The sequence below is a fragment of the Novosphingobium capsulatum NBRC 12533 genome, assembly GCF_001598375.1.
Lineage (GTDB): Bacteria > Pseudomonadota > Alphaproteobacteria > Sphingomonadales > Sphingomonadaceae > Novosphingobium > Novosphingobium capsulatum.
Window position 1 is genome coordinate 74,140 of sequence record NZ_BCYV01000008.1, and the last position, 12,412, is coordinate 86,551.

The 12,412-nt window shown below is 65.0% G+C and carries 12 protein-coding genes; 11 read left to right on the forward strand and 1 reads right to left on the reverse strand.

All coding sequences use genetic code 11. The annotated features are described in order from the left end of the window. Positions 1 to 63 precede the first annotated feature (63 nt). Positions 64 to 1,686 (forward strand): long-chain-fatty-acid--CoA ligase, encoded by a 1,623-nt coding sequence (locus SCA01S_RS07315; protein WP_062784760.1) that lies wholly within the window; start codon positions 64 to 66, stop codon positions 1,684 to 1,686. Between the two features lie 83 nt (positions 1,687 to 1,769). Next, the gene (locus SCA01S_RS07320; protein WP_022678494.1) at positions 1,770 to 2,234 is read left to right on the forward strand and encodes a MerR family transcriptional regulator; all 465 of its coding nucleotides are present in this window, start codon (positions 1,770 to 1,772) and stop codon (positions 2,232 to 2,234) included. Here the strand turns inward: SCA01S_RS07320 and SCA01S_RS07325 are convergent. Then, a complete protein-coding gene (locus tag SCA01S_RS07325) occupies positions 2,200 to 3,138 on the reverse strand; it encodes a DMT family transporter (protein WP_028658446.1) in 939 nt (312 codons plus the stop codon). The two genes, SCA01S_RS07320 and SCA01S_RS07325, sit on opposite strands and share 35 nt — an antisense overlap. A 200-nt stretch (positions 3,139 to 3,338) precedes the next feature. On the opposite strand from SCA01S_RS07325, the gene SCA01S_RS07330 reads away from it, so the two are divergent. The 9 genes from SCA01S_RS07330 (at position 3,339) to SCA01S_RS07370 (ending at position 12,410) form a co-directional block, all read left to right on the forward strand. Further along, positions 3,339 to 3,650, forward strand: a complete 312-nt coding sequence (locus SCA01S_RS07330; protein WP_022678496.1) for an STAS domain-containing protein — start codon at positions 3,339 to 3,341, stop codon at positions 3,648 to 3,650. Next, positions 3,647 to 4,015, forward strand: a complete 369-nt coding sequence (locus tag SCA01S_RS07335) for a response regulator (protein WP_022678497.1) — start codon at positions 3,647 to 3,649, stop codon at positions 4,013 to 4,015. The genes SCA01S_RS07330 and SCA01S_RS07335 overlap by 4 nt, the downstream gene beginning before the upstream one ends. Then, a complete protein-coding gene (locus tag SCA01S_RS07340) occupies positions 4,012 to 6,051 on the forward strand; it encodes a chemotaxis protein CheA (RefSeq protein ID WP_062784418.1) in 2,040 nt (679 codons plus the stop codon). The genes SCA01S_RS07335 and SCA01S_RS07340 overlap by 4 nt, the downstream gene beginning before the upstream one ends. 4 nt (positions 6,052 to 6,055) lie before the next feature. Further along, positions 6,056 to 6,559: a chemotaxis protein CheW gene (locus SCA01S_RS07345; RefSeq protein WP_062784420.1), complete on the forward strand. Its 504-nt coding sequence runs from the start codon at positions 6,056 to 6,058 to the stop codon at positions 6,557 to 6,559. Positions 6,560 to 6,666: 107 nt separating this feature from the next. Then, positions 6,667 to 8,604, forward strand: coding sequence for a methyl-accepting chemotaxis protein (locus tag SCA01S_RS07350; protein WP_062784762.1), 1,938 nt, complete (start codon positions 6,667 to 6,669; stop codon positions 8,602 to 8,604). Further along, complete coding sequence (locus tag SCA01S_RS07355; RefSeq protein ID WP_062784422.1) at positions 8,601 to 9,149, forward strand: chemotaxis protein CheW; 549 nt, start codon at positions 8,601 to 8,603, stop codon at positions 9,147 to 9,149. The genes SCA01S_RS07350 and SCA01S_RS07355 overlap by 4 nt, the downstream gene beginning before the upstream one ends. A 51-nt stretch (positions 9,150 to 9,200) precedes the next feature. Continuing rightward, positions 9,201 to 11,039 carry a methyl-accepting chemotaxis protein gene (locus tag SCA01S_RS07360; protein WP_062784424.1) on the forward strand — a complete coding sequence of 613 codons (1,839 nt, stop codon included), beginning with the start codon at positions 9,201 to 9,203 and terminating at the stop codon, positions 11,037 to 11,039. Further along, positions 11,036 to 11,536 carry a chemotaxis protein CheW gene (locus SCA01S_RS07365; RefSeq protein WP_062784426.1) on the forward strand — a complete coding sequence of 167 codons (501 nt, stop codon included), beginning with the start codon at positions 11,036 to 11,038 and terminating at the stop codon, positions 11,534 to 11,536. Before SCA01S_RS07360 ends, SCA01S_RS07365 begins: the two co-directional genes overlap by 4 nt. A 4-nt stretch (positions 11,537 to 11,540) precedes the next feature. Further along, positions 11,541 to 12,410, forward strand: a complete 870-nt coding sequence (locus tag SCA01S_RS07370; RefSeq protein WP_245652484.1) for a CheR family methyltransferase — start codon at positions 11,541 to 11,543, stop codon at positions 12,408 to 12,410. Positions 12,411 to 12,412 lie beyond the last annotated feature (2 nt).

Consider the following 12,412-nt stretch of genomic DNA (forward strand, 5'->3'; position numbering starts at 1 on the left):
GCCACCCCCATCGCCCCTTCACGCGCACCCGACAGCCTGCCGCCAGACTGGTCACCGCCGGCCATGCTGCTGGGTGACTTCATGGACAACGCCGTGCGCGATCATGGCGACCGCCCCGCGGTGGACTTCATGGGCCGCACCTGGACCTATCGGGCGCTGGGGCGGATGGTCGAACGGGCCGCGCGCGGCTTTCAGGACCTTGGCCTGGGCAAGGGCGATCGGGTGGCACTGTGCCTGCCCAACACGCCCTATTACATCGTGCTCTACTTTGCCGCGCTCAAGATCGGCGCGGTGGTGGTCAATCTCAACCCGCTCTACACCCAAAGCGAGATGCGCCATCTGTTGACCGACAGCGGCGCCCGCGTTGTTGCCGTGCCAGACCTGCGCGAAATCCACGGCAAGGTGCGCGCCATTGCCGACGAATGTCAGTTGGCCACCATTCTGGTCTGCCCGATGGCCGGCATCCTGCCCCGGGTAAAGGCGTGGGGATGGCGCCTGTTCAAGCGGCGCGACCATGCCCGCTATGCCCATGATGCGCTGCACATGCGCTTTTGCGACCTGATCGCTCGCGGCGATCCGCCCCGGCCGGTGGCACTGGTGCCCGATGACCTGGCCGTGCTGCAATACACCGGCGGCACCACCGGCACGCCCAAGGGCGCGATGCTGACCCATCGCAATCTCACGGCCAATGCCCTGCAGCAACAGGCGCATATCCATGGCGATCTGCCTGCCCCGCAGCGCACGCTGGCCGTGCTGCCGTTCTTCCACGTCTTTGCGCTGACCGCCGTGCTCGATTTCTCGATCCTGGTGGGGTCGGAACTGGTGCTGATGCCGCGCTTCGAAATGGACGCGATGCTGGCCACCATCAAGCGCAAGCCGCCCACGCTGTTTTTCGGCGTGCCGACGCTGTTCATCGCGATGAACGCGCTCGACGATTCCAAGATTCCCAACCTGTCGGCGCTGCGCGCCTGCATTTCCGGCGGTGCGCCGCTGCCGCTGGAAGTGCGCCAGACGTTCGAACAGCGCACCGGCGGACGCATCTGCGAAGGCTATGGCCTGACCGAAGCCTCGCCCATCGTGACATGCAACCCGGTTGATGGCGATATCCGCGCCAACAGCTGCGGCCAGGCCTTCCCGGGCACGCAAATCGAAATCCGCGATCCTGAAAACCCCGAGACGGTCCTGCCGCTGGGCGCCAATGGCGAGGTCTGCGTGCGCGGGCCGCAGGTGATGGCCGGCTACTGGCAGCGCCCAGACGACACCGCCAAGGTCTTTGTCGATGGCGCGCTGCGCACGGGCGACGTGGGCCACCTCGACGAAGATGGCTATCTCTACCTGGTGGACCGCCTCAAGGACGTGATCCTGAGCGGCGGATACAATGTCTATCCGCGCGTCATCGAGGAAGCGGCCTATCTCCATCCGGCAATCGAGGAAGCCATCGCGATCGGCATTCCCGATCGCTATCGCGGGCAAAGCGCCAAGCTGTTCGTCAAGCTGCACGACGGCCAGGACGTCTCGCCGCAGGAGATTCTCGATTTCCTGACCGAGCACCTCAACAAGATCGAGGTGCCGCGCGCTGTCGAAATTCGCCAAAGCCTGCCCAAGACCATGGTGGGCAAGCTTTCGAAAAAGGAACTGGTCGCCGAAGAGCGTGCCAAGGCCGAGGCCGCCACGCCCGCGGTTTAAGTGCAAGGTGCGATTGGGGGCAGTTGCAATCCACATTTTGCGGCGCAATAGGTAGCGCCATTCTGGGGGGAAAATTGGCCACCATGATCGATACTTTGCCCGATCCGCCCGAACCCACGGCGGAACCAGCGCCCGCCGCGCCCGAGGATGGCCTGCAAGGCATCCAGGATGTGGCGCGCCGCTTGGGCGTGACGCACCGCACCCTGCGCTTTTACGAGGACAAGGGCCTGATCGAGCCAGCGCGGGTGGGCAACACGCGCATCTATTCGCACCGCGAAGTGGCACGCATGCAGTTGATCCTGCGCGGCAAGCGGCTGGGTTTCAGCATCCGCGAGATCAAGGAATTCCTCGATCTCTACGATGTCGATCCCACCCGGCTGGAGCAATTGCAGCATCTGGTGGCGCACATCCGCAGCCGGCTGCGCAAGCTGGAAAGCCAGCACAGCGCCTTGCTCAAGACCATGACCGAGCTTCAGGCCATGGAGGCCGAGGCGATCGACAAGATCGGCGAGCTTACGAGTTCACCGCGGGACGAAAACGCCGCTTGAACAGGCGCGCGGGCAGCGCATCGGCCGTGCTGACGATGATGATGCCCGCCAGGATCATCAAGGCGCCGCCGATGAACGCGGCGTCCAGCTTGTCACCCAGCACGATCACGCCGGCGGCCACACCAAACATCGGCGTCATGAAGCTCAACACCCCCAACCGCGCCGCGCTGTAGCGCCGCAGCAGGGCATACCAGGTGAGATAGCTGAGGAACGCCACGACCACGACCTGGAACGCCATGCTGGCCAGGAGCGGGGCGGTCAGGCTCACGGCCGTTTCACCCAGCACCGGCGCGGCCAACGTGCACAGCACGAAAGCGCCCATCAACTGATAGAACAGCGTGACCGAGGCCGGCGCATTGGCCAGCGACGAATTGCGCAGCACCAGCGTGGTGCAGGCCCAACCGCAGGCGCCGCCCAGCGCCAGGGCATCGCCCAGCCGACCGTCGGGATAGCCCGCCCCTTCCTTGCCGCCGCTGAACGCCAGCACCACGCCAGCAAACGACAGCGCGATGCCCACCCACTGGCCAGCGCGCAGGCGCTCGTCAGGGCGCAGCAGACCCAGCGCCAGGGCAGCGCCAATTGGCGCAGTATAGAGATAGATGGTGACGTGGGAGGCGCTGGTGAAGCGCAGCGCTTCGCCCGCAAGCAGGAATTCGGTGCCAAACAGCAGCCCGATGGCCAGGCCCGGTGCCAGGGTCTGGCGGTTGATCACCCGCCCTTCCCCACGCCACAGCACAATGGCCAGCGTGGCGAGGCCAGCCAGACCCGAACGCAGGCCCATCTGCAACAACGGGCTCATCGCGCCCGCCACCAGCTTGATGGCAACCTGCTGCGAACCCCAGATCGCGCAGAGCACGATCATGATGGCAACGGCAGCGGCATCGACAGGCTTGCGATCGTTCACAAACAAAAGGTCCGGGCTGAAATGGTGCGGGGAGAAATTCCCGCGCGCCTTAGTCGATAATCGTGCCGGGAGCCAGCCATTGGAACCCAGCCATTAGAACGTTGCGCGTTTCGCCCGCTCTAGGGGAAATGCCGCAGGGGCGCCTTACGCCGATTTCAGCGACCACCCCGTAATCCATGGTGCGTTCTGCGGAGTGTGCCATGAGTTTTACCCTCAGCCTTGGCCCGGTGGCCAACATGCAAACCATCACCACGGCCTGGTCGAACATGACCGAGTCCCTGGAAGCGCATGCCGCGATGGTGCTCGATCTGTCGGATCTGGTCGATGTCGATCTTTCGCTGGTGCAGCTGGTGGAAACGGCGCGCCAGCATGCCCTGCGGGACAGCCGCGCGCTGCGTCTGTCGGCGCCGGCCAATCCGGCCGTGACGGCACTGCTGCGCCGCGCCGGGTTCCTGACCGATCCCAGCACCGAAACCCTCGATTTCTGGTTTCACGGAGAACTCCCGCAATGACGGCCTCGATCCTCACCGTAGACGATTCCAGCAGTCTGCGCCTTGCCACGCGGATCGCGCTGACTGGCGCAGGCTATAGCGTGACCGAGGCCTGCGACGGGCTGGAAGGCCTGGGCAAGGCGCAGGGTCAGAAGTTCGACATGATCATCACCGATCTCAACATGCCCAACATGGATGGGCTGAGCATGATCCGCGAAATCCGCAAGCTGCCCGTGCAGATGGGCACCCCGATCATCTTCCTCACCACCGAGTCAGATGATGCCATCAAGCAGGAAGCCCGCGCCGCCGGCGCCACGGGCTGGCTGGTCAAGCCGTTCCAGCCCGATCAGCTGCTGCGCATTACCAAGAAGGTGCTGGGCCGGTGAGCGAAACAGATCCCATTGCCGCGTTCCGCGTGGAAGCCGGTGACCTGCTCGACCAGATCGAACAGGCACTGCTCGACCTGTCGAACCAGTTGGACGATCGCGGGCTGATCGATGCGGTGTTCCGCGGGCTGCACACGCTCAAAGGGTCGGGCGCGATGTTCGGCTTTGATGCGCTGGCCACGTTCACCCACCATTGCGAAACCGCATTCGATCGGGTGCGCAAGGGCTTGTTTCCCGCCACGGCCGAACTTGTCCACGTGATCCTGTCGGCCATGGACCACATGCGCGCGCTGGTCGATGGCGATGGCGCGGGGCTCGAGGCGACAGGCGATGCGATCCTGGCGCGGCTGCATGCCGCCCTGCCCGAAAGCGGCGCAATGCCTGCCACGGCAGCGGGCGAAACAGCCCCGCCAACACCAGCGGCAGCCACATCGACGACTGGTGGATGGCATCTGCGTTTTCGCCTGCCCGCCTCGGCCATGGCCAACGGCACCAATCCGCTGAGCCTGCTCGACGAACTGCGAGCATTGGGCGAATGCCGGGTGGTGGCGCTGTGCGATGCCTTGCCCGCCCTGCCCGATCTGGTGCCAACCGAATGCCTGATCGGCTGGGACGTGACGCTGCTGGGCGAGATCAGCCGCGACGCGATCGAGGACGTGTTCATCTTCGTGATGGACGACATGGACATGGAGCTGACGCCGCTGGCAACAACGCCGGCGGAGACGGACGTGGCCACGAACGCAGCCGCGCCGGGCGCCGTTGCTGCCGCTGCCACGGGAACGCCGGCCAGCGTCGCTGTCCAGGTGCCGGCCCAGGCCGATGCCGCCGCCCGCCAGGCGCCGCGCGCCGGGGAAAGCGTGCGCGTTCCGGCCGAACGGCTCGACGTGCTGATGGACCGCGTGGGCGAACTGGTGATCGTGCAAAGCCGCCTGTCGCAATTGGCCAACAGCGGGCTGATCGGTGCGTCGGGCGAAGTGGCGCTGCGCTCCATCTCGGAAGAGATCGAGCGCCTGGTCAGCGAAATGCGCGACACCATGATGGTCTTGCGCATGGTGCCAGTGGCCAACCTATTCGGCCGCTTCCGCCGCCTGATCCACGATCTGGCGCGCGACACCGGCAAGGCGATCGAACTGCTGACCGACGGCGAATCCACCGAGGTGGACAAGACCGTGACCGAGCAATTGGCCGATCCGATCGTCCACCTCATCCGCAATGCCTGCGATCATGGCCTGGAAACGCCCGAAGAGCGCCTGGCCGCCGGAAAGCCGGGGACCGGCCGCGTCATGCTGACCGCCGCCCATGCCGGCGGTGAGGTGCTGATCACCATCACCGACGATGGCCGGGGCATCAACCGCGAGCGGGTGCGCGCCAAGGCGGAGGCCAACGGCCTGATTCAGCCGGGCCAGAGCGTGACCGATCACGAATTGTTGCAGATGATCTTCCACCCCGGCTTTTCCACGGCCGCCCAGGTCACCAACCTGTCTGGGCGCGGTGTGGGGATGGACGTGGTCAAGCGGACGATCGAGGGGCTGCGCGGCACGATCGATATCGCCAGCCAGGAAGGCCAGGGCTCCACCTTTACCCTGCGCATCCCGCTGACGCTGGCGATCATCGAGGGGCTGCTCGTGCGCGTGGCCAGTGGCTGCTATGTCATTCCATTGGCGGCGGTCGAGGAATGTATCGAGCTGTCTGCCGAGGAAGACCTGCGCACGCGCGGCCGCAGCATGATCCGCCTGCGTGATGCACTGGTGCCGTTCCTGCGCCTGCACGATCTGTTCGAAACCGGCGCCCAGCCCGATCAGCACCAGAAGATCGTGGTCATTTCCGCCGCGGGGGAACGTGTGGGCCTGGTGGTCGACCAGATCATCGGCAGCCATCAGACGGTGATCAAATCGATGTCGGGCGTGCACCGCGCGGTCAACAGCTTTTCCGGCGCCACGATCCTGGGAGACGGCAGCGTCGCTCTCATTCTCGACATCATGCAACTCGTGGCCACCGGCCAGCAACGGGAGGCACGGCTGCGCGCCGTGGGCTGACACCATGACCGACCCCCAAAAGACCCGCTGGGACGAACACGGCAACCTGGAAGTGCTGACGTTCGACGTTGGCAGCGAATGCCTGGCGATCGAGGCCACCGACATTCGCGAGATCGTTGACTTGCTGCCCGAAACGCGCGTGCCCGGCGCCGCGCCGCTGGTCGCCAGCATCGTCAACTATCGCGGCAAGATCATTCCGATTGCCGATCTGCGCGTGGCTTTCGGCATGGCGATCACCCCGCCAACGCCCGACAGCCGCATCGTGGTGATCGAAACCCAGATCGATGGCGAGATGACGCACATCGGCCTGCGCACCGACAAAGTTCATGAGGTGGCGATGCTGTCGCGCAGCGACAGTTCCGATCCGCCGCAAGTTGGCCTGCGCTGGCGCCGCGAATTCGTGCGCGAGTTCGTGCGTCAGGCCGACGGGGTGATCGTGCTGCCGGCCCTTTCGGCCATTTTCGAAGCGGCACCACGCCAGCTCGGCGGGGGTAGCCTGGCGGCTTGATGGCCCCTGGCGATGTCTTTGCCAACGATCGCAACCCGATGACCAAGCCTGATGCGGCCCCCCTTTCTGGCCGCCAGCGACGCGCCAGAAACAAGGATTTTCCCACCATGCGTGCCACGATCAAGTTGAAACTGGGAGCTACCTTCGTCGCCCTCATCATCCTGATGATGGCCATCGCCGGCCTGTCCATCAATGCGCTGGGTTCGCTCAACACCAGCATCGCCGACCTCATTTCCGGCCCGGCAGCCCGCCTGTCACTGGCCCAGCAAACCGCCATGACGATGAGCCAGCTGGTCCGTTTCGAAAAGAACATGGCGTTGACCAGCGACATGGATCTGACGCGCGAGTGGAACACGCAGTCGGACAACACGGTGCGCAAGGTCAGCGAAATGCTCGATCAGGGCCGCCAAACCGCCACCGACCAAACGCGGCCGATGTGGAACCGCGCCGATGAACAATGGGCTACGCTAAAGGACGCGAATGCCCGCATGCGTGCGCTGGCCATGCGCAACCAGAACGATGCCGCCGGTCAGATCTCGATCACCGATGGCCGCCGTGCGGCAGTGGAGCTGGAAAAGACGCTCAACCAGATCGTCGATGACCAGGGCAAGGAGATGAAGGCCGCCGGCACGGAAACCGCCAATCTCTACGGTTCGGTGCGCAGCACGCTGATCGTCACCACGCTGCTCGCACTGATCGTGGCGGTGGCCGGTGCCGTGTGGATCGGCCGGATGGTGGCGCGCGGCCTGCGCCAGATCAACACCGCAGTGGGCACCGTAGCCGAGGGCGATCTCGACAACATGATCGACATGAAGGGCGATGACGAGATCGCCGATGTCGTCCGCTCGCTCAACACCATGATCGGCAATCTGCGCAAGACCGCCCTGTTTGCCGACAATATCGCCCTGGGCGACCTTTCCAACGACGTGGAACTGCTTTCTGACCGCGATCGGCTGGGCAAGGCATTGATGGCGATGATTGCCAACATGCGGGCGGCCGCCACAGTGGCCAACAGCCTGGCCGATGGTGATCTGACGGTAAACCACGCTGCCCTATCCGACCGCGACCAGTTGGGCCTGGCCCTGGTGGCAATGATTGACCGCCTGCGCAACGTGGTCAGCGAAGCGACCGGTGCATCGGAAAACGTCTCGTCCGGCAGCCAGGAACTCGCCGCCAGTTCGGAACAGCTCTCGCAGGGCGCGACCGAACAGGCTGCGGCGGCGGAACAGGCTTCGGCTTCGATGGAGCAGATGGCCGCCAACATCAAGCAGAACGCCGACAACGCGGCCCAGACCGAAAAGATCGCGCGTCAATCCGCCAAGGATGCCGAGCAATCAGGCGTGGTGGTCAACCGCGCGGTGGATGCGATGCGCACGATCGCCGAAAAGATCGGCATCGTTCAGGAAATCGCCCGGCAGACCGATCTGCTCGCACTCAATGCCGCCGTCGAAGCGGCCCGCGCCGGCGAGCATGGCAAGGGCTTTGCCGTGGTAGCGAGCGAAGTGCGCAAGCTGGCCGAACGCAGCCAGAGCGCGGCCTCGGAAATCGTCGCCGTATCGTCCGACACGGTAAAGGCTGCGGCCGAGGCCGGCGACATGCTGAGCAAGCTGGTGCCCGACATCCGCCGCACGGCCGAACTGATCAGCGAGATCAGCGCAGCCTGCCGCGAACAGGATATCGGCGCCACCCAGATCAACGAAGCAATCCAGCAGCTTGACCAGGTGACTCAGCAGAACGCCGGTGCCTCGGAAGAAATTTCGGCCACGTCGGAAGAACTCGCCGCCCAGGCCGAAGAGCTGCAGGCCAGCATCTCGTACTTCCGCGTCGATCCCAACGCACGCACCGCATCGCGCAGCGCCGCGCCCGCAGGCCGGGCCAAGGCGGTCGCCACAAAACCTGGCAAGACTGCCGCCAAGCCTGCCCGCAAGGCGGCGCGCCCCGGCTCGATCGGCGATCAGCAGGCGCGGCTCAAGGGCTTTGCCATCGATCTCTCGGCTGGAACGGCCGATGCCGACGATGCCGATTTCGGCCAGGCCGCCGCATGACCGCCCCCCGTTCCTTGGCCGAAGCGCCCGCCCGCGATGATCTTCAGGTCGTGACGTTCGGCCTGGGGCGGGAAGTCTTCGCCGTGCCGGTGGTGCTGGTACGCGAAATCTTGGATTATCAGGTGCCCAGCCATGTGCCGGGCGGACCGGTGCATTTCCTGGGTCTTACCGACGTGCGCGGCCAGGGCGTGCCCACACTAGACTTTCGCCGCCGCCTGGGGCTGCCATCAGTAGAACCTACGCTGGCCACGCGCATCATCATTCTGGATGTGCCGCTGCCCGATCGCACCCTGGCGCTGGGCGTGGTGATCGATCGTGTGCTGGCAGTGGTGACGGTGCCGGTCGATCGTATCGAAGCGGCGCCCGACATTGGCACCGCGTGGAACGCGGGCTTCGTCCAGGGCGTGGTGCGCGAGGCGGATGGGTTCATCGTGATCCTTGACCTGCCGCGCATCTTTGCTGGCGACGATGCCGTGCACGCCGCAGGCACCGCTACCGTTGAAAACGCTGCAGGCGGGAGGTTGGCCATGTCCACCGCTGCCTGATCCGCCCCACTCGCCCATCAATTCTGCCCCACCGCACGAAGGGGAATCCCCATGCGTCCCACCATCAAATTGAAGCTGGCGGCCACGTTTGCCGTCCTCATCATCGTCATGGCCGGCGTGATCGGGCTTTCGATCAGCCGCCTCAGCACCCTCAATTCCGCTATTTCCGATGTGATCGCCGGCCCGGTCGTGCGCCTCAACACCGCGCAGGAACTGGTGATCGAGGTCAACCGCCTCTTGCGCCGTGAAAAGAACATGGCGCTGACCAGCGATCTTGATCTGACCGCCAAGTTCAACACCGAATCCGATGCCAACGTGACCAAGATCGAGGACATCCTCGTCAGGGGCAGCCAGCAGGCAAGCGAAGAAGGCAAGCCCTATTGGGCCAAGCTCACGCAGCAGTGGCAAGTGCTCAAGGAAGCCAACCGCCGCATGCGCGCCGCCGCGATGGAAAACCGCAACGAAGAGGCTGGCCGGATCTCGATCACGGATTCCCGTTCGGCCGCGACCACCATGGAAGGCACGCTGGAACAGCTGGTGGAAATCCAGCAAACGCAGATGAAAAAGGCCGATAACGATACTAACGAGCTTTACGCAACAGCGCGCTCCCTACTGCTGGTTTCTGGCGCTGTAGCATTGATCATCGCCTTGCTGGGCGCCTATTGGATCGGGCGCGTGGTGTCGCGCGGGCTGGCCAAGATCACCGGCGTGGTCGATGCCGTGGCAGTGGGCGATCTTGACGTCAGCATCACGGCCGACAGCGACGACGAGATTGCCGACCTGATCGCGCTGGTCAACCAGATGACCGCCAATCTGCGCAAGACCGCTGACCTTGCCGACACGATCGCCAATGGCGATCTGACGGTGAACCATGTCGCGCTGTCGGAGCGCGACAAGCTGGGCCTGGCACTGATCGCCATGGTCGACCGCCTGCGCGATGTGGTGTCCGATGCCAGCGCCGCGTCGGAAAACGTCTCTGCCGGCAGCCAGCAACTTGCCGCCAGCTCGGAGCAGGTCTCGCAAGGAGCGACCGAACAGGCCGCCGCCGCCGAACAGGCCTCTGCCTCGATGGAGGAGATGGCTGCCAACATCAAGCAGAACGCCGACAACGCCGCCCAGACCGAGAAGATCGCGCGCCAATCATCCAAGGACGCCGAACAATCGGGTGTGGTCGTCAACCGCGCGGTCGATGCCATGCGCACGATCGCGGAAAAGATCGGCATCGTCCAGGAAATCGCCCGGCAGACCGATCTGCTCGCACTGAATGCAGCGGTCGAGGCGGCGCGTGCCGGCGAGCATGGCAAGGGCTTTGCCGTGGTGGCCAGCGAAGTGCGCAAGCTGGCTGAACGCAGCCAGACGGCGGCTTCGGAAATCGGCGCGGTGTCGTCCGATACGGTCAAGGCCGCGACGGAGGCGGGTGAAATGCTCACGCGCCTGGTGCCTGATATCCGCCGCACCGCCGAGCTGATCAGTGAGATCAGCGCCGCCTGCCGCGAACAGGATATCGGCGCCGCCCAGATCAACGAGGCGATCCAGCAGCTTGACCAGGTGACCCAGCAGAACGCCGGAGCCTCGGAAGAGATTTCCGCTACCTCGGAAGAGCTCGCCGCCCAGGCCGAAGAGCTGCAAGCCAGCATCTCGTACTTCCGCGTCGATGCCCATGCCCGCGCCGGGGGCCAGGGTACTGCCCCTGCCGCCCGGCCCAAGGCGGTCGCGGCCAAGCCGGCCAAGGCTGCCAAATCGGCGACAAAGCCGGGCAAGCCCGCCCGCAAGGCGGCGCGCCCTGGCTCGATCGGCGATCAGCAGGCTCGTCTCAAGGGCTTTGCCATCGACATGTCAGCCGGCGCAGCAGACGACGATGACGCCGATTTCGGTCAGGCCGCCGCATGACCGCCCCCCGCCCCTTGGCCGATGCGCCCACCCGCGATGATCTTCAGGTCGTAACGTTCGGCCTGGGGCGGGAAGTGTTCGCCGTGCCGGTGGTGCTCGTGCGCGAAATCCTGGACTACCAGGTGCCCAGCCACGTGCCCGGCGGGCCGGCGCATTTCCTGGGCCTGACCGACGTGCGCGGCCAGGGCGTGCCGACGGTAGACTTTCGCCGCCGCCTTGGCCTGCCGGCAGTCGAGCCGACACTGGCCACGCGGATCATCATCCTGGACGTGCCGCTGCCAGATCGCATCCTGGCGCTGGGCGTGGTGATCGACCGTGTCCTGGCGGTGAGCACCCTGTCTGGCGCGCGTATCGAGCCTGCGCCCGATATCGGAACGGCCTGGCGCGGTGAATTTGTCGATGGCGTGGTGCGCGAGGCCGAAGGGTTCGTGGTGATCCTGGATGTAGCGCGCATCTTTGGCAGCGAAGACACCGCGCTGCTGCCGGCGGAGGTTTGAACCTGTGGCCACACCTGCCCCTGCCCAAATCCAGCAGAACGCCGCGATCGTGGGCGACGGAATCACGCCGCGCACGTTCAAGCATTTGTCCGTCTTCATCTATGATCAGTGCGGCATCCGCATGCCGGCCGCCAAGCAGACCATGGTGGAAGGCCGGCTACGCCGCCGCGCCCGTGCGCTCCACTTTGAAAAACTGGAAGAATATTGCCGCTTCGTCTTGGGTGAAGGCACCGGCAGCGACGAGGTGGTGCATCTGATCAATGCCGTCACCACCAACAAGACCGATTTCTTTCGCGAACCGCGCCATTTCGAACGCCTGGCGCAGAACATCCTGCCCGGTTTTGCGGCCAAGCGCCGGCAACTGGTGCGCGCCTGGAGCGCGGCTTGCTCCACCGGGGCCGAGCCCTATACCCTGGCCATGGTCATGGACGATTTTGCGCAAGCCAACGGCGGGCCCGATTACGCGATCCTCGCCACTGATCTTGATACCAACGTGCTCGCCACCGCCCAGAAGGGCATCTATCCGCGCGAGATGATGGAGCCGGTGCCGGCCCTGCTGCGCCAACGCTATGTCGGGATGGGCCAGGGCGCCCGGGCGAACGAGGCACGCATCCACCCTGGGCTGCGCGCCAAGGTCGGCTTTGCCCAGCTCAACCTGATGGAGCCGGCCTATGCCATCGGCCATCAGGTTGACCTGATCTTTTGCCGCAACGTGCTGATCTATTTCGACAAGCCGACCCAGAAAAAGGTGGTGTCGCGCCTCGTCGAATGCCTGGCGCCGGGCGGATACCTGTTCGTGGGCCATTCGGAATCGATCGCCGGCTTCGATCTGCCGCTCGATTCTGTCGGCAACACCATATTCCAGAGGAGATAGAC

What these genes read in the sequence shown, in the direction of transcription:
- SCA01S_RS07315 (WP_062784760.1), top strand. Translation starts at nt 64, where the DNA reads ATGCTGCTGGGTGACTTCATGGACAACGCCGTGCGCGATCATGGCGAC.
- SCA01S_RS07320 (WP_022678494.1), top strand. Translation starts at nt 1,770, where the DNA reads ATGATCGATACTTTGCCCGATCCGCCCGAACCCACGGCGGAACCAGCG.
- SCA01S_RS07330 (WP_022678496.1), top strand. Translation starts at nt 3,339, where the DNA reads ATGAGTTTTACCCTCAGCCTTGGCCCGGTGGCCAACATGCAAACCATC.
- SCA01S_RS07335 (WP_022678497.1), top strand. Translation starts at nt 3,647, where the DNA reads ATGACGGCCTCGATCCTCACCGTAGACGATTCCAGCAGTCTGCGCCTT.
- SCA01S_RS07345 (WP_062784420.1), top strand. Translation starts at nt 6,056, where the DNA reads ATGACCGACCCCCAAAAGACCCGCTGGGACGAACACGGCAACCTGGAA.
- SCA01S_RS07350 (WP_062784762.1), top strand. Translation starts at nt 6,667, where the DNA reads ATGCGTGCCACGATCAAGTTGAAACTGGGAGCTACCTTCGTCGCCCTC.
- SCA01S_RS07355 (WP_062784422.1), top strand. Translation starts at nt 8,601, where the DNA reads ATGACCGCCCCCCGTTCCTTGGCCGAAGCGCCCGCCCGCGATGATCTT.
- SCA01S_RS07360 (WP_062784424.1), top strand. Translation starts at nt 9,201, where the DNA reads ATGCGTCCCACCATCAAATTGAAGCTGGCGGCCACGTTTGCCGTCCTC.
- SCA01S_RS07365 (WP_062784426.1), top strand. Translation starts at nt 11,036, where the DNA reads ATGACCGCCCCCCGCCCCTTGGCCGATGCGCCCACCCGCGATGATCTT.